The organism is Burkholderiales bacterium (genome assembly GCA_015075645.1).
In the GTDB taxonomy this organism is placed as follows: domain Bacteria; phylum Pseudomonadota; class Gammaproteobacteria; order Burkholderiales; family Casimicrobiaceae; genus VBCG01.
In genome coordinates this window covers 551,256-573,067 of sequence record JABTUF010000003.1, presented here as the reverse complement: position 1 = coordinate 573,067, position 21,812 = coordinate 551,256, and the positions used below count along the sequence as shown (strand labels likewise).

The 21,812-nt window shown below is 68.4% G+C and carries 24 protein-coding genes and 1 other RNA gene; 3 read left to right on the top strand and 22 right to left on the bottom strand.

Annotated elements, in window-relative coordinates; translation table 11 throughout:
* Position 1: 1 nt before the first annotated feature.
* The 7 genes from HS109_09660 to HS109_09630 all read right to left on the bottom strand — a co-directional run bounded on the left by HS109_09660 (position 2) and on the right by HS109_09630 (position 5,835).
* Positions 2-1,021, bottom strand: coding sequence for a TRAP transporter substrate-binding protein (locus HS109_09660; protein ID MBE7522637.1), 1,020 nt, complete (start codon positions 1,019-1,021; stop codon positions 2-4).
* A complete protein-coding gene (locus tag HS109_09655; protein ID MBE7522636.1) occupies positions 1,018-2,010 on the bottom strand; it encodes an NAD(P)-binding domain-containing protein in 993 nt (330 codons plus the stop codon). Before HS109_09655 ends, HS109_09660 begins: the two co-directional genes overlap by 4 nt.
* A complete protein-coding gene (locus HS109_09650) occupies positions 2,010-2,813 on the bottom strand; it encodes an SDR family oxidoreductase (GenBank protein ID MBE7522635.1) in 804 nt (267 codons plus the stop codon). Before HS109_09650 ends, HS109_09655 begins: the two co-directional genes overlap by 1 nt.
* Positions 2,814-2,861: 48 nt before the next feature.
* On the bottom strand, positions 2,862-3,194 hold the full coding sequence (locus tag HS109_09645; protein MBE7522634.1) for a cupin domain-containing protein: 333 nt from the start codon (positions 3,192-3,194) through the stop codon (positions 2,862-2,864).
* Positions 3,195-3,201: 7 nt separating this feature from the next.
* The gene (locus HS109_09640; protein ID MBE7522633.1) at positions 3,202-3,990 is read right to left on the bottom strand and encodes a cyclase family protein; all 789 of its coding nucleotides are present in this window, start codon (positions 3,988-3,990) and stop codon (positions 3,202-3,204) included.
* A gap of 22 nt (positions 3,991-4,012) precedes the next feature.
* Positions 4,013-4,822: a cyclase family protein gene (locus HS109_09635; protein MBE7522632.1), complete on the bottom strand. Its 810-nt coding sequence runs from the start codon at positions 4,820-4,822 to the stop codon at positions 4,013-4,015.
* Between the two features lie 113 nt (positions 4,823-4,935).
* Entirely contained in the window at positions 4,936-5,835 is a 900-nt protein-coding gene (locus HS109_09630) for a LysR family transcriptional regulator (GenBank protein MBE7522631.1), read from the bottom strand.
* 261 nt (positions 5,836-6,096) lie between these two features.
* On the opposite strand from HS109_09630, the gene HS109_09625 reads away from it, so the two are divergent.
* A complete protein-coding gene (locus HS109_09625; protein MBE7522630.1) occupies positions 6,097-7,116 on the top strand; it encodes a LysR family transcriptional regulator in 1,020 nt (339 codons plus the stop codon).
* On the opposite strand, the gene HS109_09620 is transcribed toward HS109_09625, so the two are convergent.
* The 14 genes from HS109_09620 to ssrA all read right to left on the bottom strand — a co-directional run bounded on the left by HS109_09620 (position 7,040) and on the right by ssrA (position 19,186).
* Positions 7,040-7,831: an ABC transporter permease gene (locus HS109_09620; GenBank protein ID MBE7522629.1), complete on the bottom strand. Its 792-nt coding sequence runs from the start codon at positions 7,829-7,831 to the stop codon at positions 7,040-7,042. The two genes, HS109_09625 and HS109_09620, sit on opposite strands and share 77 nt — an antisense overlap.
* Positions 7,828-8,763, bottom strand: a complete 936-nt coding sequence (locus tag HS109_09615) for an ABC transporter permease (protein MBE7522628.1) — start codon at positions 8,761-8,763, stop codon at positions 7,828-7,830. Before HS109_09615 ends, HS109_09620 begins: the two co-directional genes overlap by 4 nt.
* On the bottom strand, positions 8,760-9,659 hold the full coding sequence (locus tag HS109_09610; protein MBE7522627.1) for an amidohydrolase: 900 nt from the start codon (positions 9,657-9,659) through the stop codon (positions 8,760-8,762). Before HS109_09610 ends, HS109_09615 begins: the two co-directional genes overlap by 4 nt.
* A 23-nt stretch (positions 9,660-9,682) precedes the next feature.
* Positions 9,683-11,107 carry an amidase gene (locus tag HS109_09605; protein MBE7522626.1) on the bottom strand — a complete coding sequence of 475 codons (1,425 nt, stop codon included), beginning with the start codon at positions 11,105-11,107 and terminating at the stop codon, positions 9,683-9,685.
* Positions 11,108-11,123: 16 nt separating this feature from the next.
* Positions 11,124-12,773: an AMP-binding protein gene (locus HS109_09600; protein ID MBE7522625.1), complete on the bottom strand. Its 1,650-nt coding sequence runs from the start codon at positions 12,771-12,773 to the stop codon at positions 11,124-11,126.
* Between the two features lie 22 nt (positions 12,774-12,795).
* Complete coding sequence (locus HS109_09595) at positions 12,796-13,839, bottom strand: extracellular solute-binding protein (GenBank protein MBE7522624.1); 1,044 nt, start codon at positions 13,837-13,839, stop codon at positions 12,796-12,798.
* A 26-nt stretch (positions 13,840-13,865) separates the two neighbouring features.
* A complete protein-coding gene (locus HS109_09590) occupies positions 13,866-15,062 on the bottom strand; it encodes an ABC transporter ATP-binding protein (protein MBE7522623.1) in 1,197 nt (398 codons plus the stop codon).
* Positions 15,063-15,277: 215 nt separating this feature from the next.
* Positions 15,278-16,066, bottom strand: a complete 789-nt coding sequence (locus HS109_09585) for a hypothetical protein (protein ID MBE7522622.1) — start codon at positions 16,064-16,066, stop codon at positions 15,278-15,280.
* A 113-nt stretch (positions 16,067-16,179) separates the two neighbouring features.
* Positions 16,180-16,602 carry a hypothetical protein gene (locus tag HS109_09580; protein ID MBE7522621.1) on the bottom strand — a complete coding sequence of 141 codons (423 nt, stop codon included), beginning with the start codon at positions 16,600-16,602 and terminating at the stop codon, positions 16,180-16,182.
* A gap of 331 nt (positions 16,603-16,933) precedes the next feature.
* The gene (locus HS109_09575; GenBank protein ID MBE7522620.1) at positions 16,934-17,302 is read right to left on the bottom strand and encodes a type II toxin-antitoxin system RelE/ParE family toxin; all 369 of its coding nucleotides are present in this window, start codon (positions 17,300-17,302) and stop codon (positions 16,934-16,936) included.
* Entirely contained in the window at positions 17,289-17,558 is a 270-nt protein-coding gene (locus HS109_09570; GenBank protein MBE7522619.1) for a CopG family transcriptional regulator, read from the bottom strand. The genes HS109_09575 and HS109_09570 overlap by 14 nt, the downstream gene beginning before the upstream one ends.
* A 285-nt stretch (positions 17,559-17,843) precedes the next feature.
* Positions 17,844-18,344, bottom strand: coding sequence for a GNAT family N-acetyltransferase (locus HS109_09565; protein MBE7522618.1), 501 nt, complete (start codon positions 18,342-18,344; stop codon positions 17,844-17,846).
* On the bottom strand, positions 18,341-18,619 hold the full coding sequence (locus tag HS109_09560; GenBank protein MBE7522617.1) for a DUF1778 domain-containing protein: 279 nt from the start codon (positions 18,617-18,619) through the stop codon (positions 18,341-18,343). Before HS109_09560 ends, HS109_09565 begins: the two co-directional genes overlap by 4 nt.
* 191 nt (positions 18,620-18,810) lie before the next feature.
* Positions 18,811-19,186: a transfer-messenger RNA gene (gene ssrA / locus HS109_09555) on the bottom strand.
* Between the two features lie 139 nt (positions 19,187-19,325).
* On the opposite strand from ssrA, the gene HS109_09550 reads away from it, so the two are divergent.
* On the top strand, positions 19,326-19,922 hold the full coding sequence (locus HS109_09550) for a lipocalin family protein (protein MBE7522616.1): 597 nt from the start codon (positions 19,326-19,328) through the stop codon (positions 19,920-19,922).
* A 66-nt stretch (positions 19,923-19,988) separates the two neighbouring features.
* A complete protein-coding gene (locus HS109_09545) occupies positions 19,989-21,356 on the top strand; it encodes a CHASE3 domain-containing protein (protein MBE7522615.1) in 1,368 nt (455 codons plus the stop codon).
* 11 nt (positions 21,357-21,367) lie between these two features.
* On the opposite strand, the gene HS109_09540 is transcribed toward HS109_09545, so the two are convergent.
* On the bottom strand, positions 21,368-21,766 hold the full coding sequence (locus HS109_09540) for a response regulator transcription factor (protein MBE7522614.1): 399 nt from the start codon (positions 21,764-21,766) through the stop codon (positions 21,368-21,370).
* Between the last annotated feature and the right edge of the window lie 46 nt (positions 21,767-21,812).

Genomic DNA, 21,812 nt, shown 5'->3' with positions numbered 1-21,812 from the left:
TCTACTTCTTCTGCTTCGCGACCGCGTCCTTCATGTCCCGGTAGACCGAACGCGCGTCGGAGACTCCCGCCTTCTCGAGTTCGGCCAGGCGGTCCTCGATGACCTTCTGCGAGTCCTTCTCCCAGCGGGCGAGTTCGGCGTCGGAGAGCTTCGCGATCGGGGAATTGCGCGCCTTCGCCGCGTCGATGCCGAGGCGGTTCCAGCGCTCGAACCAGCCGTCGAACTTCGGGATCAGATGGTCGCCCGATGCCGCGTCGATCGCCGCCCGCACGTCCGGCGGCAGTGCGTTGTACTTCTGCTCGTTGATCGCGAACCAGAACGCCACGGCCGTCACGACCGTGTCGACGTGGAAGTTCAGCACCTCGGCGAGCTTGTAGGAGGCGATCGGGTCCCAGGCGAACACCGCGCCGTCGATCACGCCCTTCTCGAGGTTCTCGTAGACCTGCACCGGCGGCAGGTTGACCGGGACCGCGCCGACCGCCAGCAGGACCTTGTTGACGGTGACCGAGGGCGCCCGGATGCGCAGGCCCTTGAGGTCATCGAGCGACTTGATCGGCTTGTTGCGCGTGTGCAGCCGCGTCATGTCGTTGGTGAGCGCGAGCAGCTTCAGTCCCGAGTACTCCTTCGCGAGATCCTTCTGCGCCACCGCCCACAGCGCGCGGTTCGCGACGTCGCGGTTCTGCGTGAGGAACGGCAGCTCGATCAGCTCGGTGCGCGGGAGCCGATCGCGCGGCACGCCGACCAGCCCGAACGCGACGTCGACCACGCCCGAGCGCACCTGGTCGAGCTGGCGGTCGATCGATCCGAACGCCGAGCCGGCCGGGAACACGGTGATCTTCACCTTGCCGGCCGAGCGCTTCTCGACCTCCGCGGCCCAGGGCATCAGAAAGTCCGTCGTGATGACGTTCACGGCGGGCAGGTAGTGGCTCATCTTGAGCTCGATCGGCTGCGCCAGCGCACCCGTCGCCGCCCAGGCTGCCACCAGGAGCACCGTCGCGCCCCGAATCAGAATCGCCTTCATGTCGTTCCTCCGCGAATGCCTCGTTGGGTTTCGGTTCGCTGGTTCGTGCCGGTGCCGATCGACGCACCGGTGCCGCGATGTCGCAATCGTTCGCGCGCCGTCGCCACGAGGTGGCGGTCGAGCCGCGACTTCACCTCGGCCGCCTCCTCGGGCGTCCAGGCGCGGAAGCCTCGGCTCGCCGCCATGCCGGTCTCGCCCGCGGCCACGCGCGCGCGAAGGTAGGGATGGGGACCGGGCGTGCGGTCGAGGTCGGCGATCAGGACCTCGTGGATCGCGAGCGTCAGATCGAGGCCGACCATGTCGGATTGTTCGAGCGGCCCCAGCACCGAGAGTCGTGCGCCGAAGCCATCCTTCACGACGCGGTCGAGCGTCGCTGCATCGCACACGCCCGCCGCGACCAGCGCGATCGCCTCGCGCTTGAGCGCGTGCTGCAAGCGATTGCCGATGAATCCGGGGACGTCGCGCTTCACATGCACCGGCGACATGCCGACCGACTCGAGCAGGTTCATCGCCCGCGCGATCGCGGAGGCGTCGCTGCGCGGGCCCTGGACGACCTCGACGAGCGGCACGAGGTGCGGCGGATTCCAGAAGTGCATGCCCAGCACGCGCCCCGGCCGGCCGAGTCCTTCCGCGATGGCCCCGATCGGGATGGCCGACGTGTTGGTCGCGAGGAGCGCGTCCGGCCCTGCCGAGGCCTCGAGCCGTGCGAACACCTCGCGCTTCAAGGCGAGCCGCTCGGGCACCGCCTCGATCACGACGCTCGCGCCGCGCACCGCGGCGGCGAAGTCGGCGGTGCACACGAGCTCCGCCATCGTCGCGGCATCCTGTCCAAGGAGATCGCCGTGATCGCGGATCGTGGCGGGCGCCTTCGCGAGCGCCTCCGGGGAGGCGTCGTGCAGGGCCACCGGGTGCCCGGAGGCGCAGAACACCTGCGCGATGCCGCAGCCCATCCGGCCCGCGCCCAGCACCGCGATGCGCTCGGCTCCCATCAGGCCGCCGTGTAGCCGCCGTCGACGTACATCACCTGGCCGGTGCAGAAGTCGGACGCCGGCGCGAGCAGGTAGATCGCCATGCCGATCAGGTCCTCGACTTCGCCCAGCCGCCCGGTCGGTATGCGCGAGAGCGACCGCTGGCGCGTCTGCGTGCCGAGCGAGTCGTCGCCGAACATCCACGCGGTGAGCTTCGAGCGGAACACGGTGGGTGCGATCGCATTGACCGTGATCCCGTGTTTCGCCCACTCGGTGGCGAGCACGCGCGTCAAGCCGTCGGTGGCGGCCTTCGACGTGCAGTAGCCGCCGTAGCCCGAGTAGTTGCCGTGCCGCCCGCGCACCGACGACATCAGCAGGACCTTGCCCCGGCGCGCGTTCGCGATCCAGTGCCCGCCGACCGCTTTGCACAGGAGCCAGGGCGCGCGGACGTTCGCATCCATCACCGCCTGCCACTCGTCGAGGCCCTGGTCCTGGATGAATCCGGCCTTGTTGAAACCGGACGCGACGACCAGCATGTCGAGGGCGCCGAAACGTTCGAGCGCCGCCGCAAGCATCGCCTGCGCGTCGGCCAGCGTGTCCGGCCGCCGTGCGACGGTCGCCACCTCGCCGCCGAGGCTCCTCGCCTCGTCCGCGACCGCATCGAGTTCGTCCTTCGAGCCCGACGCCAGCACCAGCTTCACCTTCATCGCCGCGAGCGCGAGCGCGACGCCGCGGCCGAACGCGCCCGACGCTCCGGTGACGAGCGCGGTCCTCCCGGCCAGGTCGAACAGGCGCATCGGGTCGCGAAGGGTCTCGGAGATCATGGCGCGTTCCGTGGGTTCGTGGCGTCCGGGGTCGTCGCGAAAGCGGGTTCAGGACTTCGGAATCACCGTGATCATCACGCACGGCAACACGCCGTGGTTGCGAAGCGCGCGGGCCTCGCCGGCCGGGATGAAGCAACTGTCGCATTCGCGCAGCAGCGTCTCGGCGCCGTCCACGACGACCGCGATCTCGCCGGACACGACCACGTAGGCGCGGTCGACGCTCGACGACGAGAGTTCCGCCCCGCCCCCCGGCTCGAACACCGACAGACCGACCTGCGCTCCGAACGGGCTCACCTCCCCGCCCTGCAGGCGGTAGCCCCGCATGCCGAAATGGCGCGGCGCGTCGTAGGGCTGCGCGTCGAGGATCGGTGTCACCTGCATGGCGGCTTCACGCTCCGGTCTCGAAGCGGAACGACTGGTCCGGGTCGACGAGCGCGACCACGCGCACGCCGCAGCCCTCGCCCTCGTACCAGCGGAACGGGAAGCACAGGAACGTGCAGCGCTTGCCGGTGATCTCGTCGATGTCGCCGCCGATGTTCTCGATGCCCGGAATGCCCGCCGAGAGCATCACCTTGTGCGCGGGCTCCCACCAGGGGAAGTCCTGCTCGAGCGGCCGCCCGGAGAACGCCCGGTACTCGTCCTCGAGCCACGGGTGCGACGGGCCGGTGCCGTGCGAGACGAGTTTCGTCCCCAGCGGATGATCGAGCGCCTGCACGTCGATGCCCACGAGCTTCACCTTGCGATCGACGAGCCACCGCGCCGCGTCCCGGTAGAGCCCCGGCGAATAGGCGAAGTAATCGTCGTTGTCGCCCCACAGACGGTGCGCGCCGGTGTTGATCATCACGATGTCGTTCTCGCGGATCGCCGGCGTCGCGCGCTCGAGGTCCTCGGGCGTGATCACGCCCCACTTGCCTTTCGGGATCGACACGGCGACTCCGGTGCCGAAGAAGCGCCACAGCGGGAAGTCGGTGATGGTCGGCGTGTTCTCGAGCACGTGGATCGGCGCGTCCATGTGCGTGCCGCGGTGCATCGACGACTCGATCTCCTTGACCTGCACGCCCTCCTTCGCGTGGAACTGCAGCGTGCGGACGTTGAGCGAAGCGGCCGACGGCCACTCGGGCATGCCGTGGCCCCAGCGTTGCGAGAGGTCGTAGAAGCGGAAGGACGAGGTGCTCATCGCGATATTCGAGGGTGGACGGTCAGGTGGCCGCGCCGGACTCGATCCGGTTGCGGCCCGAGGGGTCGTGGATCGCGACGAAGCGCACGACGCAGGCGTCGCCCTCGTGCCAGTTCCACGGCAACGCCTGGAAGCTGCAGCGCCTGCCGGCGACCCGGTCGACGTCGCCGCCGACGTTCTCGATCGTCGGGATGCCCGCGGCGAGGAGCTTCCGATGCGCGGCGTTCCACACCGGGTGGTCGGCCTTGGCGTCGCGCCCGGTGGCGGCGCGGTAGTCGGACGCCAGGTACTTCATCTGCGGGCCGTTGCGATGCGGTCCGAGCGAGGTCGCGAGCGGATGGTCGATCGCGGCGGTGTCGACCGCGACGAGCTTCGCCCGCCGCGCGATCAACCAGTCGGCCGCGTCGGGCGCGAGCCCCGGGGCGTGGCCGAAGTATTCCTGGCTGTCCGCGTACTTCCGGTGCCAGCCGGTGACGATGACGACGATGTCGTCGGCTTGCACCGCGGGCGTCGCCCGCTCGAGATCATCCGCGGTCACGAGCTCCCACTTGCCCTTCGGAGTCGACAGCACGACGCCGTTGCCGAAGAAGCGGTCGACCGGCAACTGGCCCACGCCCTTCGCTCCGGCAACGAGGTGCAGCGGGGCGTTCACGTGCGTCGACACGTGCATCGAGCCCTTGTAGATCTGCGTCATCACGCCGTGCTTCGCGTGGTTGACGATCCGGTGGATCCTGAGATCCTCGAACCCCGGCCAGGTGGGAGAGTTGTAGCCCCAGCGATGCGACAGCTCGGTGAACTCGAGGCCACTGACCGGATCGACGACGGCGCTCATCGGCTCCACTCCACACAGGTGCGCTGCGCCCGCGAGGGGCGCCGCTCACGCGATCGTAGGGAGCGCGCCGCGCCGCGTCCATTGAGGTCTTTTCATGCGCCCATTCCCGGCGGTTATGCCCGGGGCTGCAGGCGTTCGTGCAGCGCGCGCACCAGCAGGTTCGCGAGCGGCGTGGCCTGCGGCGCGCGCCGGTAGACGATCCCGCCGCGGAAGCGCCAGAACGAGCCGTCGATCGGCACGCGCGCGAGCCCGATCTGGCGGCCGCGCGCCATCACTTCCGAAGACAGGCTGGCCACGAACTCACCGGTCCCCAGCAGCGAGAACACCATCTCGAGCGAACTCGCCTCGACCGCGAGTCCGGGCGATTCGAGGCCATGCATCGCGAAGTACTCCTCCATCCGCCCCAGCCCGGCGTAATCCTGGGTGAAGCCCACGAACGGGCACTCCGCGAGTTGCGCCGCCTCGACGCGCGTCGACTGCACGAGCGGATGGCGCTCGTGCGCGATCACGACGTGCTCGCTGTCGCAGAGCTGCTCCTTCACCAGGTCTGGGTGGTCGGGAAAGTCGAGCGCCGAACACACGAGGTCGAGCTCGCCCTTCAGGAGCTGGGGCAGCAGCGTGTCGAGCACGCCGGAGATCACCTTCACCCGCGCCTTCGACTGCTGCCGGACGAGGCCGGCGATCACCTCCGGCAGCACGTGAACCGACCACAGCGGCCCGATGCCCACTGTCATTGTGCCGAATCCGCCTTCGAGCAGCACCTGCAACTCCGTGCGCGCGCTGCGCGACTCGAGGTCGATCAGCCGCGCGTGGCGCGCGAGCGCGATCCCGTAGGTCGTGGGCACCATCCCCGACGGCGTGCGCTGGAAGAGCGGCACGCCCAGCTCGTCCTCGAGCCGCTTCAGGCTCTTCGAGAGCGCGGGCTGCGTCACGCAGAGTTCGTCGGCGGCCGCGGTCAGCTTGCGGTGCTCGAGGACGGCCAGGAAACAGCGGAGCAGGTTGGAGTCGAGCATGGCGAAGGTCGGGGAGAGGACCGCGTTCGGGCCCGGTACGTGGACGGGCCGGCGGAGCCATGCCCGCCGGTTCGTCCGGGAGCATAGCGCCGGAGACGGCGACGCGCCGTTGCGCGGGCGACGGTCCGGCATGGCGCCGAATACTCGCGACGTTGCCGCCACGTCGCGGCCGTCGCCGCGGGTTCGCCGATTTCCATGACTTCACCGACGGTTCTTTGCAGGAACGATGACCGAACGCTATGCTTCCGAAGGGAGCGGGCGATGGCGGCACCAACCTATCGGCAGATCGAAGCGTTCAAGGCGATCATGGACGCGGGAAGCGTCACCGGCGCGGCGCAACGGCTCAATCTCTCGCAGCCCGCCGTCAGCAAGCTCCTGGCGAGCTTCGAGTCGGTCGTCGGCATGCGGCTCTTCTCGAGACACAAGAAGCGTCTGACCCCGGGCGCCGAGGCGCACGCGCTCCTGCGCGAAATCAACAGGGTGTACGTCGGAGTCGAAGGCGTCACCCGCTTCGCCGGAGACCTCCGGAGCCTGCGTGCCGGCGCCCTGACCATCGCGAGCGTGGCGGCGCTCGGACAGCGACACGTGCCGCGCATCCTGGCCGAGTTCGTGAAGGCGCGCGGCTCGGCCGACGTCGGCCTGCACCTGCGCAGCTCCCACGAGGTGGCCGACTGGACGGCTTCGCAGAAGGCCGACGTCGGCATCTCGATGATGCCGGTCGATCACCCGGCGGTCCGCGACGAGATCCTGTGCGAAGTCGACGCGGTTTGCGTGATCCCCAACGGTCACCGCCTGCGCTCGAAACCGTTCATCGAACCGCGCGACCTCGCGGGCGAGAACTTCATCTCGTTCATGCGCGACGGACGCCTTCGGCACGTCATCGACAGCGTGTTCGAGGCCGCTCGCGTGTCGAGACAGCTCAGGATCGACACGTTCATGTCCGACTCGGCGTGCGCCTTCGTGGCCGCTGGCGTTGGGGTGTCGATCGTCGAGCCGTTCACCGCCGGCGAGTACGCCCGATACCGCCAACTGCTGGTCAGGCCGTTTCGTCCTTCCGTCGTCTATCAGTTCCGGCTGCTGTACCCGCGCTTCCGCGAACCCTCCCTGCTGACGCAGGCGTTCGTCGCGCACCTGAAGGAATCGATTCGCGCGCTCGATCTGCCGCCGGCCAACGGCTTCCCGGGCAATCCCGTGCCGCTGGCGGTCAGCGCGCCTTCTCGGCCTCGACGAAGAGCTCCAGTCCGACCGCGCGCTCGAGCACGAGCACGAGCACGATCGTGAGCGCCACGAGCGCCGTGGAGATCGCCGCGACCACCGGCCGTCCGCTCTCCAGAATGTACGAGTAGATGCTCACCGGAAGCGTGGTCACTTCCGGGCCGACGAGAAACATGCTGATCGTGATCTCGTCGAACGAGATGATGAAAGTGAACAGCAACGCGGTCACGAGTCCCGGCCGCATCAGGGGCAGCGTGACCCGCACGAACGTGTTCCACGGCCGTGAACCGAGGCTCATCGCGGCCTCCTCCAGCGAGCCGTCCGCCTTGCGCAGGCTCACCGAGACCGGCCGGTACGCGAACGGGAGCGTGATGATGCAGTGTGCCAGCAGCAGGCCGGCGAAGGTGCCGTAGACGTCGAACGCCACCGCGAGCGCCACCATCGTCATCCCCAGCGCGGCGTGCGGGAAGACCAGCGGAGCGAGAACCATCGATTCGAACAGGGACGCGACCCGACTGCTGGACTTCCGAGCCACCGCCAGCGCGGCCATCAGCGCCACCGCGGTCGTCAGCACGGCGGCGGCGACGGCCAACGCAACGCTGGTCAGCATCGCATCGAGCCAGCGCTGGTCGGAGAGGAACTCGGCGTACCAGCGGAGCGAGAGTTCGCCGGGCGGGAACCGAAGGTATCCGACGCTGGTGAACGAGACGGCCACGACGATGAGAATCGGGCCGGGAAGGAGCAGGAACAGCGCGGCGATGAGGAGTCGGTTCCAGCTCACGCGCGGCTCCGGCCCGGCACGGCGATGCCCATCCGCATGCTGATCCTCCCCTCGAGCCACTGCATCGGCAGCACGACCGCGAGCGCGCCGACGAGCAGCAGCACCGCCAGCGTGGACGCCTTGGGGAAGTTGAAGGTCTGCATGACCTCCTGGTAGATCTGGGTGCCGATCATGCGTTCGTGGACTCCACCGAGCAGGAGCGGCGTCACGATGGCCCCGGTGGACATCAGGTAGATCACGGTCGCGCCACCCAGGACGCCCGGCAGGGAGAGGGGCAGGACGACGCGCGTGAACGTGAAGGAGTGATTGCCGCCGAGACTCATGCTCGCTTCCTCGAGCCCCCGGTCCAGGTGGACCAGCACCGAGAGCACGGAGATGACCATGAACGGGAGCAACACATGGACGAGGCCGATCACGATTCCGGTCGTGTTGAACATGAGCTTGAGCGGCGCGTCGATGACGCCGAGCCACGCCAGGGTTTCGTTGATGACTCCTCGCGGTCCCAGGATGACCATCCACGCGTAGGTGCGCACCACGACGCTCACCAGCCACGGCAACGCGACCAGGATCATCGGCAGATTCCGGTTGCCCGGATAGCGCCAGATCGCGTAGGCGATCGGATAGCCGACGGCGATGGAGCAGAAGGTGACGAGCGCCGCGACCTGCAACGTGCGGAAGTAGGTCGCGACATAGTCCGGCCGCGCGAAGAACGCCCGGTAGTGCTGGAGGCCGAAGCCCCCCCCGTCGCGGAACGAAAGCGACACCATCTGGCCCACGCTCGCGACGAACAGGGCGAGCAGGACCAGCGACGGCGCGAGCAGGAGCAGCGACCGCCAGTCGACATCCGGTCTCCCGCCGTCGGCGGTCGCCGGATCGACGGATCCCGGCGGGCGGCCATCGGCTGCTCCATTCGGCACGGCGCCCCTCCTCATGCGCGCTGGCGGCGCTCCGCGTCCGGCGCCGCGTCCGCTCCGGGCAGGCGGAGGAAGTTGCAGGCGTTCTGGAACAGCCACTTGTGGCGAATGGCCGGCTCCAGTCCCAGCGCGTCGATGTCGTCGAGCGAGCTCTGGACCGGCGTCAACGGGTACGACGATCCGAAGATGATCCGATCCTGAAGGAGCGTGCGGCCGTACTGCAGCAGCGGCTCGTACCCCGAGTGATCGACCTTCAGGTACCGCGGGCGCACCGCGACCAGCCCGATGTGCACGTTCGGGTGGCGCCATGCCACGCCGATCAATTCCTGGATCCAGGGAAATCCGGGCGGCGCGGCGCACACGCGCAACTCCGGGAAATGAACCATGACCTGATCGAGGAGCATTGGACGCCCGTACTCCATCAGCGACATCGAGGAGAAGTTGATGCCGGCATGGATGTTCACCGGGATGTCGAGCTCGATGCATTTCGCGTAGAGCGGGTACATCCGCGGATCGTTGATGGCGATCCTGTGCTCGAAGCACTGCAGGTTGAGTCCCTTGAGCCCGAGCGCGCGCACCGCGTACTCGAGTTCCCGAACCGCCGTCATTCCCTTGTGCGGGTCCACGCCGGCAAAGCCGATGAACCGGTCTCCGCGGGTGCGGCAGAACGCGGCGACGTCCTCGTTCCGAATGCGCCAACCGAACGTCGATTCGACGTCGCGCGCCTTGACGACCACGTGCCGGGCGCCCACCCGGTCGTACATCGCGAGGTAGTCGTCCATCGTGCCCGTGCCGGCGGCCTCCGCCACCCTGCCCTCGCTGGCGGCGTACACCCGTCGGTAGTTCGCCAGGTGCGACACCGTCGACTGATCGAACTCCGGGGCGGGCGGGCGACTTGCGTAGTCGATGATCATGGCGTGAGCGCCTTCCGATGCCTTCACGCGAAGGCGAGCGGCGGCCACCGGTGACGCCAACCGATGACCGGTTCCAGAGCCTGCGCCAGGGCGATCAGCGTTCGCTCGCTGTGCCAGGGCCCGACGAGTTGCATGCCGACCGGCAGTCCGTCCGACGCGACGCCGCAGGGTACCGAGATGGCCGGGTGGCCGGTGGGATTGAAGGGAACCGTGTAGCCGTACCAGGACCGGCGCAGCGGACCCGGGGTCGCTCCGGCGACGGCGAAGGGCTCATCCGCGCGCTGTTCGACTCCAGGCGGTGGCGCCGAGACCGTCGGCGTCACCAGCACGTCGGCGTCGTCGAAGAGCGCCTGGACGCGGCGAAACAGCGCGCTGCGCTCCAGGATGACGTGTCGCATCTGCGCAGCGCTCATGTCGAGGCCTTCCTCGACGCCCTGAACGAGTACCGGATCGAGAAGATCGCGCCACCGCTCGAGCAACGGTGCATGTCGGGCCGCCTGATTGGCGCGCAAGAGCAGCCTGCACGCGTCGGGGGCCCAGTCGAGTTCGTGGGGACCGTCGAGCACGACCGCTCCGGCCTCGGCCATCGACGCGATCGCCCCGCGGACCAGCCGTTCGACCTCCGGATCGATCGCCGGGTTGCCCATCGTTCGTATCCACCGCACGCGCAGTCCGCGGAATTCCGCGGCATCGATCGGGGAACGCCCGGCGCGACCGCCACCGAGGGTCCACGGATCTCGCGAACTCGGTCCGGCGATGACCGAGTGCAGCAATGCGACGTCGGCGGCGGTGCGAGCCATGACGCCGACGCAGGACAATCCGCCGAAGAGGTCCGCCGCCGCCTCCATGGGCACGGCGCCCAGCGTGGGCTTCAAACCCACGACGCCGCAGCACGCCGCGGGAACCCGCGAGGAGCCCGCCCCGTCGGTGGCGAGCGCCAGCGGTCCGAAGCCCATGGCCGCGGCGACCGCCGCTCCACCGCTCGATCCGCCGGGCGTCCTGTCCGGATTCCAGGGATTCCGCGTCACGCCGTGCAGCGGGCTGTCGGTGAGGATCTTGCAGCCGAACTCGGGCGTGGTCGTCTTGCCGAATACGATCCCGCCCGCGGCGCGAACCCGCGCGATCGCCTCCGCATCCGCGTCCGGAACGTTGTTCGCGAACGCGCGCGAACCATGCGCGGTCCGCATGCCCTTCGTGCTGATGAGGTCCTTGGCGGAGATCGGCAGACCGTGCAGCGGACCGAGCGATGCTCCCGCGGCTCGCGCCCGATCAGCGCGATCGGCCTCGCGTCGCGCGGCGTCGCGATCGACCAGCGCGAAGGCGTTCGTGCGCGCGTCGAACCGGTCGATTCGATCGAGCACCGCGTCGATGACCTCGCGACAGGAGACCTCTCCCCGGGCGATCCGGTCCGAGAGGTCGACTGCCGACATCTGCCAGATCTCGTTCAATGCGGCTCCAGTCCGGTCACCGCCAGCGTCCTTCGACGCGATCGTAGCTGCCGAGTCGCAGGTCCGGCTTGCTCTTCAGCAGCACGCCCTTGGCGATCTTCTCCGACGGCGTCTTGGGCAACCCATCGATGAACTCCACGTAGCGCGGAATCTTGAACGCCGCGAGGCTGGCCTGGCAGTGCGCGAAGATCGTCTCGACCGGGACGCCCCGTTCGCGCGCTTCGGGTTGGAGCACGATGTAGGCCTTGACCTCCTCGCCGCGGATGTCGTCGGGCACGGCGACGATCGCCGCTTCGAGCACTTCGGGGAGGCCTCGCAGCACGGCCTCGACTTCGCGCGCCGCGATGTTCTCGCTGCTGCGGCGGACCATGTCCTTCAGCCGGCCGACGATGTAGTGAAAGCCCCGGTCGTCCTTGCGAAAGAGATCTCCGGTGCGGAACCATTCCCCGAAGTACGAATCCCGGTTGGCCTCGGGTTTGCGGAAGTAGCCGGACATGATTCCCGGGCCGCGAACGACGAGTTCTCCGGTCTGCCCCACCGGCACGTCGCTGCCCGTTTCGTCGACGATCCGGCACTCCCTGAGCGGTGCCGGGATGCCGCAGGACCCCGATCCGATCATCTCGGTGCGATCGAGGGGCACATAGAGGCACGGGCCGACCTCGGTCATGCCGAACGCCTCCATCGCCGGCACGTTGAAACGGCGCCGAAGATCCTCGTGGATCTCTTTGCGCACGCCATAGATGTTCGCGCGCGCGAGCACCGTTTTCGCATCGTCCGGATGCGGCGGCTGCTTGTACACCGCCTCCGGGAACAGGCAGAAATGGATGCGGTGATCGCGCAGCCACCCGGCGAACCGGCTGGCGCTCTGCCGGTAGGCCACGTACAGCGTACCGCGCTGGTAGAACGCCACCAGCAGCAGCCACTGCGGGTCGAGATAGAAGAACGGCGTCGCGGCGAGAATCCGCTCGAACCGCTTCCCGTCCCGGAGGCCGTTCACCTTTCCGCTGGTGAGCCAGTATCGCTGCGTCAGCATGCAGCCCTTCGGAAACCCGGTGGTTCCGGACGTGTACTGGATGTTGAGCAGGTCGTCCTGTGTGACGTCACGGCCGACCTCCAACTCATCGCTCCGTCCTTCGAGGAGCGCCTCGAGAGATCGGTACGGCGCGGGATCGGCCGATTCGAACAACGCGATGCGTTCGGGATCGAGTCTCGCCCCGGCGTCCCCGCCGCCCGGTGGGCCGAGCAGCGCGCGATGCTCGGCGTGAACGATCAGGAACTCGACGCGGGCGTCGTCCACCACGTATCGCAACTCCCGCGCCGTGTAACGGACGTTGACCGGAACCATGACCGCGCCCAGGCGCGCCAGCGCGAGCCAGATCGTGGGCATCGTCGGGATATTCGGCAGCATCGCGGCCACGTGCGTGCCCTGTCCGACGCCCCAGTGCCGGAGCGCGTTGGCCATCCTGTTCACCGAACGCTGCAGCTCGCGATAGGTGATCGTGCCGCCGCCTTCGAAGAAGTTCCAGGCGTGCCGTTCGGGCACCTCGGCGGCCGCCTGGTCGAGGAGCGCGCCGACGTTGACCGGAAGCGGCTCGGTTTCGATGAACCTGTGCCGCTCACCGGTCGTCATCGACCCGAGCTGCGCGATGTACGCATCGATGTTCATGGCTTCGCGCCCGGAATCCCGTTCATTTCGCGCCCGCGAGGATCTGCTCGGCGAGGTTCGTGCGATCCTTGTCCGCCGCCGAAATGACCGCCCAGTCGGGCTGGTGCAGCTTCGGCAGGAGTTCCTTCAGCGTGAAGCCCATGTCCTTCTCGAGTTCCGCGGGCATGCGCGCGTCCCGGTTCAGAGGGAAGTAGCCGCCCAGTTCGAGCGCCTGGACCTGCGGTGGCGCGGTGGAGATGAAGTCGAGCCACTTCTTCACCACCGGCAGGTTCTTCGCCCCCTTCGGAACCACGACGATGTACGGAATCATCAGCGCCCCTTCCCTGGGGATGACCATGTCGACGTCCTTCACCCCCTCGTGGCGCATCTGCCACACGCGTCCCGAGTAGTAGGATCCGGCGGCCACTTCGCCGCGCGTGAGGAGGCCGTTCATGTGCGCGATCGAGCTGTACTGGGTCAGGGCGTTGGGCGCGATCCGCTTCAGCAGATCGACACCCGGACCGATGTCCTTCTCGCTCCCGCCCTGGGCGATCGCCAGCATCGGCAGGTCGTACGACGAGAGATAGATCGGACGGGTCAGCGCGATCTTTCCCTTCCACTTCGGGTCGGCGAGGTTGGACCAGGAGGTGAAGTCGCTCTTCTTCGCCTGCGTGGTGTTGATGGCGATGCCGTAGTACATGAAGTAGGGGCTCGCGCCCGCCAGCCTGCCGTCCGGCGCCTTCATCAGGTACTTCTGGTCGGTGGCCGCGGCGGCCGGAAGATCGGCGCTCGCGAACGTCTCGATCAGCCCGTCCCTGAGCAGGTTCGCGGCCTGCGGATAGGTGACCAGGGCCACGTTGTACTGGGACCGGGACGCCGGGTTGCGCAACTGCGCCTCCGGGCTGGGCACAGGGACGATCTTCACCGTGGCCCCGGTGGAGCGGGCGAACGGCTGCGCGAACGCCGTCTCCCAGACCTTCTCCACGCCGCCGCCGAACGTCGCCATCGTGATGTCCTGCGCGTGCACGTCGGCGGACAGCGTCGCAATCGCTGCAACGACGCCCGCCACGATCGATGTCAATCGCATGTTCCTGCTCCTCCTCGTTGGGTCGATCATGTTGCTCGGGGTGATGCGTCTGGTTCGGTTCTGGCGTCGCCCTGCGCCGAACGGCCGGGCATCGGCGCGACCGGCGCCGCCGCCACGGACTCGCGGTCCGGCACGAGCGCGGCGTGGTCGAGGCCGAGGGAGAGCGGCACGGTTTCTCCGATCCGGTAGGTTCGACCGCCGGCGTCGGCGCTCGACACCTGTGCGACGATCGACATGCCGGCGGCGCGCAGGACGTAGCGGGTGGTCGCGCCGACGTACGCCCGGCCTTCGACCGTCGCACTCGAACCCGCGCCCGCGGACAGCGCTTCGTCGCCCAGTCGAACGTGCTCCGGCCGCACCGAGAGCATGACGCGGCTGCCCGCCTCGACCTGCGTCGCGGCGGGCAGCCGCACCTTGCCCACCAGGGATCCGAGTTCGATTTCGAGCCATTCCGAACCCACGGTCCGCACCTTGCCCTCGAGCAGATTGGTATCGCCGACGAAGCGCGCGACGAAGGCGCTGGACGGGCGCCGATAGACGGCCTCCGGCTCGTCGATCTGCTCGATCCGCCCGCGATGGAACACGGCGATCCGGTCGGACATGGTCAGCGCTTCTTCCTGGTCGTGCGTCACGAACAGGAATGTCGTGCCGACGCGGCGCTGGATCTCCTTCAGTTCGTATTGCAACTGGCGACGCAGCTTCAGGTCCAATGCGCCCAGCGGTTCGTCGAGCAACAGGACGTCCGGCTGCAGAACGAGCGCCCTCGCCAGCGCGACCCGCTGCTTCTGACCCCCGCTCAACTCGTGGATCCGGCGCCGCTCCAGCCCGGCCAACTCGACCAGTCCGAGGGCGTCCGCGACCTGCCTGCGGCGTTGGGCATTCGCGACTCGGCGCGCTGCGAGGCCGAACGCGACGTTCTCACCGACCGACAGGTGCGGAAACAGGGCGAGGTTCTGGAACACGATCCCGACCGGCCGCCTGTAGGGCCTGACGCGGGCCATCGAGAGGCCGCCGATGCGCACGTCTCCCCGGGTCGGTGTTTCGAAACCCGCGATGATGCGCAACAGCGTCGTCTTGCCGCAGCCGCTCGGCCCGAGGAACGTCAGGAACTCGCCGCGCCTGACCGATATCGACACGTCATCGACGGCGGTGAACTCGCCGAAGCGCTTGCTGACCCGCTGGATCTCCAGGATCGGCCGCTCCGCGTCCTGCCTGCTCGACATCGCCGCTACGCCTCCGGGTCACGACGCGCTGCCGACCGGTCTCGACGGCGCGCACCACAACGCGCGCCCATGGTAGGAGGGCGATTCGCCGACCGTCAATTGACGAATTGCCGGAAGTTCATTCCAGAACGTTATGCATGGTTGCCGGCGCCCGCGAGGACGGCGAATCGAGTTCGAGCGGGTTCCTTGCGACCTGTCGCGCAACTGCGCCGGTGTCATTCCGCACGCCGCGACTCGACACTCCGGCGGCCGCGTCGCATGCGCTGGAACGAGATCCCCTGCGCCAGCAGCGCCGCGACGATCGCGACGGCGTAGGACACGACGAGATCGAACCGCGGCAGCATCAGGCCCAGCGCGTAGAAGAACACCGCGAACCCGAAGAGCCCGGCGACCATCCCGTGCATCACGTGCTGCGCCGCGGCGGGACCGGCCATGCGGTGCGCGAACAGCGCGAGGATCACGCCCATCAGCGGAAACGCGGCGAGCACGCCGCTCATCACCGGGCCGACGTAGGGGGCGACGAGCGTCACCGCGACGATCAGGCTGACGACGAGCGCGACGCGCGCCGGCAGATCCCACCAGGGCGGCGCAAGACGGTTGTCCTCGACCTCGCCGCGCGGGCTCGACCGCAGCGAGATCAGCACCGCCACGAGTGCAACGGAGAAGAGCGTGCCCTGCGAGAAGTCCGCGAGCTGAAGCGGAATCGCGGTGACGACGAACGACGCGCAACCGCCCGCCAGTGCGATTGGCCAGCCCCGTGTCGCCAGCAGGCACCAGGCGAGCGCCAGCGCCGCCTGCGCCGCGGTCGCGATGAGCGAGCCCGACGCCGCCTGCGCGGCGAACATCGGTCCCTGCTCGAGCGCGAGGAACACCGAGATCGGGCCCGACGTCAGCGGCAGCCCGACGATGAAGCCGCCGATCCGTTCACCCCAGCGCCGGATGGCGAGGCTCGCGCCCACGAGGAGCAGCGGCGTGATGAGGAGCTTGAAGGCGAGGAGGTTCAAGGTGCGGCGCTGGTGGTTGTCGGACGGGGGCCCGGCAATCGTCGGGGCAAGGCGGGCGGGGCGCAAGCGTTCCGGCACGCGCACGCCGCCATGTCCGCAGAGCGGGTGACCCTTCAATTGCGCCGCGCTGCGCGAGATCTTATCGGGTCCGGGGCGCCTGCCGCCAGGCAGTGGGCTTTGATGCGCGCGCTCGACCTCGCGCACCGCTGGCAAAGGCTGATGGACGAAGGACGCGTTCGGGCGCTCATCGAAGTGCTCGTCGCCATGCCCTGCACACCTTGCGCGTTCCAACGCCCGACCAGCTCGCGAAACGGCTCGACCGAGGAAATCGTGCTGCGCGCCCGGCGTGCCTCGCCGACGACCGAGGCAATCTGCGCGTCCTCCGGCAGCGGCGTGCCGGCGTCGAGCCAGCCACGCTGCACCGCCAGCGCCCGAAACGCGGCCACCTTGCGCCGCCCCATCAGCCTTGCGCGCGCGACGTCGCGCTCGGAATCGCCCTGGCGCAGCCGCACCAGGACCGCTCGATACTGGAACATCTCGATTCTCCTGCGCCCCACCGCGACCCCCTCGGACAAAAGTCCGGGAGCGTACCGGTGGCACGAATCAGTTCGAGACGTCCGTCATTCCCTCAACTGGCTCCTATATGCCGATCAGCGACTGGCTCCATTACGGCGATCGCGCCGTGGCTCCTTTATGCCGACCACGCCCTGGTGCCCATATGCCGATCACCGATTGGCTCCAATATGCCGATCGCTCGGAGAAAACCCGAGCCCTTGTATATGGTGGCGGACGGACCCCGGTTCAATTCCGTCTCTGTCGCTTGAATAGCAATGCAGCGGGCGTGAGCGGCAATGGGCGGGGCCGCGATCAGGCTTTCCGCTTCAACCGTTCTACTTCAGCGTGGAAGGCCGGGGTCAGTTCGGCGATCAGGGTTTCGATGTCGCGCACCTGATGCTGAATCGTCAGCACCGCGACACCTTCCGGCACGAGGTCGTAGATTACGTAGTGCTGCCGAGCTGAAACCATCAAAAATGGTGTCGAGCGGTGCTGCCGCAGACGGCCCTTTTCCGGGTTGACGGCGGCGTCGGCCATTGTTGCGTACAGGTCGGCGAGGTAGCGATCAGCGACGTCGTCGCCCCATTCTCGGCGTGAGCGCGCGTGGATGCGGCGCAGATCCAGTGCCGCATTCCGGGTCAGGTGGAACGTGGCGGGCGACGGTGCGTCATTGCCAGCCATCGGCTTCCTTGCGGTCGAGCGCCGCCATGTCGGCCTTGAAGTCGCCGGTGGACGCGAAGATGCGACCCGCAGCCAAGTCGCGGTAACCGGTGAGGATGGCGTCCTGCAAGAACTGGCCGTCGCGCCGCTCCATGTCGCGGCGAATCAGGTCGCGGACGTACTCGCTGGGCGTTTCGTAAAGACCCGCCTCGCCGACCATTCGATCCACGAACTCGGCCAAGGGCCGGGACAGGCGGGCGTTGATGCGTTCGGACATGGGAACCTCCCGACTCGATTCGATGGCGACATTGTCGCAAAATTAGGATCGTTTGTCGCAATTGTTGCCCACACGGTAACCGCATTGTCACGCCAGCACCTGTTTTCGCTCGCGCTGCACCAGGACCTTATTGAGTAGACTCAAACGTAACTTGGCAATTCCGGCTCTCTTCGCCCTTCCCAACCGCAACTGCTACACCCTTACCCTAGCGCGAGCGGTTCTCCTGCGCTGCGCGGCAAGCGTCGGGCATACATTTGCCGAATCGAAAGCCATTGCCCGCGACGCTTAAAGCAAACTCTTGAGGTCCTTGAGCATCAGGAACAGGTGATACGGGCCGGTCGGGCTGGGTTCAAACTCCCACGACTCGTACCACCGGCGCGCAGCATCGTCCTTGGCGTGCACCAGCAGGCAGCGGATGCCGGCGATGTCGGCCGCCTGCGCCGTGCGCAGCAGCGCATCCTTGAGCAAGGCCTTGCCCAGGCCATTGCCTTGGTGTTCCTTGTCCACCGCGAGGCGCGCCAGGATCATCACCGGCACCGGGTGTCGCGCCAGGCCCTTCGTCACTCTCGACGGCGAGGCTTGCGGATCGACGCTGCCGACGGCGAGACTGTAGAAGCCGACCACCGTGTCCCCAAAACAGCAGACGTAGGTTTGCGCACTGTTGGCCTTCTGGTTGACGAGCGCGTAGCGTTGCAGGAACTGGTTCAGTGCGGGCTGGCCGCAATCGAAGGCGTCAACGCGATCGGTTGTCGCGAGCTTGCGAACGGATGTGTAGCCGCCGCTCAACCCAACGCCCCGGGCTCGCGCAGCAGCTTCTTCAAGCGCGGCTTGGCTTGCACCGGACGGTCCAGCGCCTCCTGGAACGCCCGCCACTGCGCCTCGCTCAGCACGAACTGATGGCGATCGGCCAACGTCTGCGCGGCCGCCGTCACGCCCGCGTCGAGGAGGAACTCGCTGACGTTCTTGTGGCTGGCGCGCGCCGCTTCCTGCAGCAGACGCTTGACCGGGCTGCTGGCGCGGACGTCGATGCGTTCGGTCTTGGAGAGATTCTCGGCGCTCACGGCGTACCTCGTTCGATCGTCCACGGCGCCATTCTAGTGTCCGGACATTGTCCTGACAAGCCCTCCATCCGCGTTCCTGGCCGGCGACGCGGGAGCGCGGTCAATCGCAAGGCGGTGGGCGCGATGCTCGCGCCAGCGCCAAAATCCAGGCGAAAAAAATCCCGGCCTGTGAGGACCGGGATCTTGCGGATTGGTGGAGGTGGGCGGAATCGAACCGCCGTCCGAAGACCCTACGCAGTCGGGACTACATGCTTAGCCGTGTCGATTGGATCTCGCCCCCTCGCCGCCGGCCGGCAGGCTGCGGGGGAGCCAGTCACCTTGATTTGACGCCTCGACCAAGTGACCCGGCCGGGCGCGATCGTCCAGAATGTCCTCGCTGCGGCTCGCGGTTACCCGCTCACCGCCCGGGCCGGACGCTGCCCGGAGCGAGGTCCGGCGGGTTTAGGCCGCCAGAGCGTAGGTTTCGTCGTTCGCAGTTAAGTTTGCGAGTGCCCGTTTTTTACGAGGACGAACGCCTCGGCATGCCCCGCGCTGTTTCGATGCCCCCGTCGAGACCAGGTCACCCCCGGTGATCGGGCGGACGTCGGCGGCCCGCACTGCGTGTGCGATGCCGCGGCGCCGAGAGATTCATTGTAGCATCGGCCTGCGCACCTCTTCCTTCCCGCGCCGATGACCACCTCCCCGATATGGGGCAGGAGGGGCTCCGATGCAAGCGACCTGGCTTCGGAAGTTCGCCGCGCCGCTCCGACGGACGCCGCGGCTCACGCTCGCCGCCGTCGCCGCGCTCGCCGTCCTCGCGCCGACCATCGCGCCGGCGCGCGCCCAGCCGCTCGAGACCGTGCGCCGCGTCGACGCCGAGCGCTACGCCGGCGTCTGGCACGAGATCGCGCGGCTGCCCTACAAGATGGAGGAGCGCTGCGTCGCCGACGTCACCACCGCGTTCGTGCGCCGCGGCATGACGACCTTCGACATCGAGACGCGTTGCCGGCGCGCCGACGGTTCGTGGGAAACCGACGCCGGCATCGTGCGCATCCAGGACACGGCGACCAACGCGAAGATGGAGATCCGATTCCTGCCGCTCGCGCTCGCGTGGTGGCCGTTCGCGTGGTCCGACTACTGGATCCTCGATCTCGCGCCCGACTACTCGTACGCGCTCGTCGGCGCGCCAGCGCGCGACGCGCTGTGGATCCTCGCGCGCCATCCGGTCCTCGAGACCGTGGTGGTCGAGCGGCTCGTCGCGAAGGCGCGCGCGCTCGGCTTCCCGGTCGACAAGCTCATCCGTTCGCAGTCCGCGGCGGGCTGAGCGTCCGGTTCGGGCGCCGCGCACCGACGGCGTTCGTCCGTCGGACACGCGCGGTATAGTCGCCCCATGGCCGCGCGCGCCCGACGCATGCCGATGCTGATCGCCCTGCCGCTCACGCTCGGCATCCTTTCCGCGCTCGCCCTGCTCGTGTTCGCGGAACTGGGCTACCAGCGGCTCGAATCGGCGACGCAGCGCGTGGCGACCGCACTCGAACTCCAGGCGACGATCAACGAGATCCAGGCGCACATCGTCGATGCCGAGACCGGCCAGCGCGGCTTCCTCCTGACCGGCAACGACAGCTACCTGCAGCCCTACCGCGACGCGCTCCCGCAGATCGAGAAGACGCACGACCGCCTGCGCGAACTGGTCGCGGCGATCGGCTCGCCCGAGCTGTCGCAGTCGGCGGCGCGTCTCAACAACCTGATCGGCCGCAAGATCTCGGACATCGAGGCGACGCTCGCGCTGTACGAACGCGGAGGACCGGTCGCGGCGTCCGAACTCATCAACACCGGCGTCGGCAAGCGCTCGATGGACGACATCCGGGCGCAGGTCGCTCTGATGAGCCGCCAGCAGCGCGACATCTGGACCGAGGGCGCGGCGCGCTGGTCGCGGGACCTCGAACTGCTCCGCGTCGGCCTGCAGGTGATGACGGTGCTCGCGATCCTGCTGCTCGCCACCGTCTGGATGCTGTTCCGCCGCGACCAGAAGCGCCGCGACGCGGAGATCGCGCGCCGCGCCGAGGAGCAGTCGCGCCTCGCGGGCATCGTCGACGACCGCACCGCCGAGCTCTCCGAACTCTCCAACTACCTGCAGACGGTGCGCGAGGACGAGAAGGCGCGGATCGCGCGCGACCTGCACGACGAGATGGGCGGCATCCTGGTCAGCACGAAGATGGACATGACCGCGGCGATGAAACGGATCGGCGAGTCGAACCCCGAGGCCGCCGCGCGGCTCGCCCGCGCGCTCAAGTCGCTCGACGAGGGGATCACGGTCAAGCGCCGGATCATCGAGGACCTGCGCCCGACGCTGCTCGACAACCTCGGACTCGCCGCCGCGCTCGACTGGCTCGTGCGCGGTACCTGCGAGCGCGCCGGTCTCGGGTGCACGCTCAACCTCGACGAGGGCGACGGCGACCTGCCGCCCGAGGTGTCGATCGCGATCTACCGCATCGTGCAGGAGGCGATGACCAACGTGGTCCGCTACGCGAAGGCGAACCAGGTGACGGTGGACCTCGTGCGCTCGGCCGGCCGCATGTCGCTCTCGTTCCGCGACGACGGCGTGGGCCTGCCGCAGAGCGTCTCCGCGAGCCGGCTGTCGCACGGGATCGCCGGCATGCGCCAGCGCGTGCGGGCGCTGAACGGCGAGTTCCGCATCGAGGGCGCGCCCGGCGCGGGCACGACGCTCGAAGTCCACCTCCCGGTCGCGAGCGGCTGAACCGCGCCGCGTCAGGAGGCTGCGGGACGCGCCTGCGCGAAGTCGACGAGGTAGTCCACCGCGCGATCGTACTCGTAGGCCTTGTCCATGAACGCGTCGGCGCCGAGCGCGAGGCTCCGGTCGCGCAGCATCGGAATCGCGTAGGTCGTGAGCACGACGATCTTCGCGCCCTCGGGACGCGACCGGCCGATCGCGCGCAGCACGCCGAAACCGGTTCCGTGGCGCAACTGCAGGTCGAGCACCAGCGCGTCCCACGGCGTGTTGCCGAGCGCCTCGACCGCCTCGTACTCGGTGTCGGCCTGCCCGACGACGTCGATGCGCCCGGTGGCGGTCAGCGACTCGACCAGCCGTTCGCGAATCAGCGGATTGTCCTCGACGACGAAGACACGGAGGCGTGCGGTGTCGTTCACGGGGCGCGGACGCGCGGAAGAGGAACGGCGCGCCGGCGCGCCCTCG

What these genes read in the sequence shown, in the direction of transcription:
- HS109_09595 (MBE7522624.1), bottom strand. Translation starts at nt 13,839, where the DNA reads ATGCGATTGACATCGATCGTGGCGGGCGTCGTTGCAGCGATTGCGACG.
- HS109_09600 (MBE7522625.1), bottom strand. Translation starts at nt 12,773, where the DNA reads ATGAACATCGATGCGTACATCGCGCAGCTCGGGTCGATGACGACCGGT.
- HS109_09635 (MBE7522632.1), bottom strand. Translation starts at nt 4,822, where the DNA reads ATGAGCGCCGTCGTCGATCCGGTCAGTGGCCTCGAGTTCACCGAGCTG.
- HS109_09625 (MBE7522630.1), top strand. Translation starts at nt 6,097, where the DNA reads ATGGCGGCACCAACCTATCGGCAGATCGAAGCGTTCAAGGCGATCATG.
- HS109_09580 (MBE7522621.1), bottom strand. Translation starts at nt 16,602, where the DNA reads ATGTTCCAGTATCGAGCGGTCCTGGTGCGGCTGCGCCAGGGCGATTCC.
- HS109_09545 (MBE7522615.1), top strand. Translation starts at nt 19,989, where the DNA reads ATGGCCGCGCGCGCCCGACGCATGCCGATGCTGATCGCCCTGCCGCTC.
- HS109_09640 (MBE7522633.1), bottom strand. Translation starts at nt 3,990, where the DNA reads ATGAGCACCTCGTCCTTCCGCTTCTACGACCTCTCGCAACGCTGGGGC.
- HS109_09590 (MBE7522623.1), bottom strand. Translation starts at nt 15,062, where the DNA reads ATGTCGAGCAGGCAGGACGCGGAGCGGCCGATCCTGGAGATCCAGCGG.
- HS109_09610 (MBE7522627.1), bottom strand. Translation starts at nt 9,659, where the DNA reads ATGATCATCGACTACGCAAGTCGCCCGCCCGCCCCGGAGTTCGATCAG.
- HS109_09550 (MBE7522616.1), top strand. Translation starts at nt 19,326, where the DNA reads ATGCAAGCGACCTGGCTTCGGAAGTTCGCCGCGCCGCTCCGACGGACG.
- HS109_09575 (MBE7522620.1), bottom strand. Translation starts at nt 17,302, where the DNA reads ATGGCTGGCAATGACGCACCGTCGCCCGCCACGTTCCACCTGACCCGG.
- HS109_09660 (MBE7522637.1), bottom strand. Translation starts at nt 1,021, where the DNA reads ATGAAGGCGATTCTGATTCGGGGCGCGACGGTGCTCCTGGTGGCAGCC.
- HS109_09570 (MBE7522619.1), bottom strand. Translation starts at nt 17,558, where the DNA reads ATGTCCGAACGCATCAACGCCCGCCTGTCCCGGCCCTTGGCCGAGTTC.
- HS109_09630 (MBE7522631.1), bottom strand. Translation starts at nt 5,835, where the DNA reads ATGCTCGACTCCAACCTGCTCCGCTGTTTCCTGGCCGTCCTCGAGCAC.
- HS109_09655 (MBE7522636.1), bottom strand. Translation starts at nt 2,010, where the DNA reads ATGGGAGCCGAGCGCATCGCGGTGCTGGGCGCGGGCCGGATGGGCTGC.
- HS109_09650 (MBE7522635.1), bottom strand. Translation starts at nt 2,813, where the DNA reads ATGATCTCCGAGACCCTTCGCGACCCGATGCGCCTGTTCGACCTGGCC.
- HS109_09645 (MBE7522634.1), bottom strand. Translation starts at nt 3,194, where the DNA reads ATGCAGGTGACACCGATCCTCGACGCGCAGCCCTACGACGCGCCGCGC.
- HS109_09615 (MBE7522628.1), bottom strand. Translation starts at nt 8,763, where the DNA reads ATGAGGAGGGGCGCCGTGCCGAATGGAGCAGCCGATGGCCGCCCGCCG.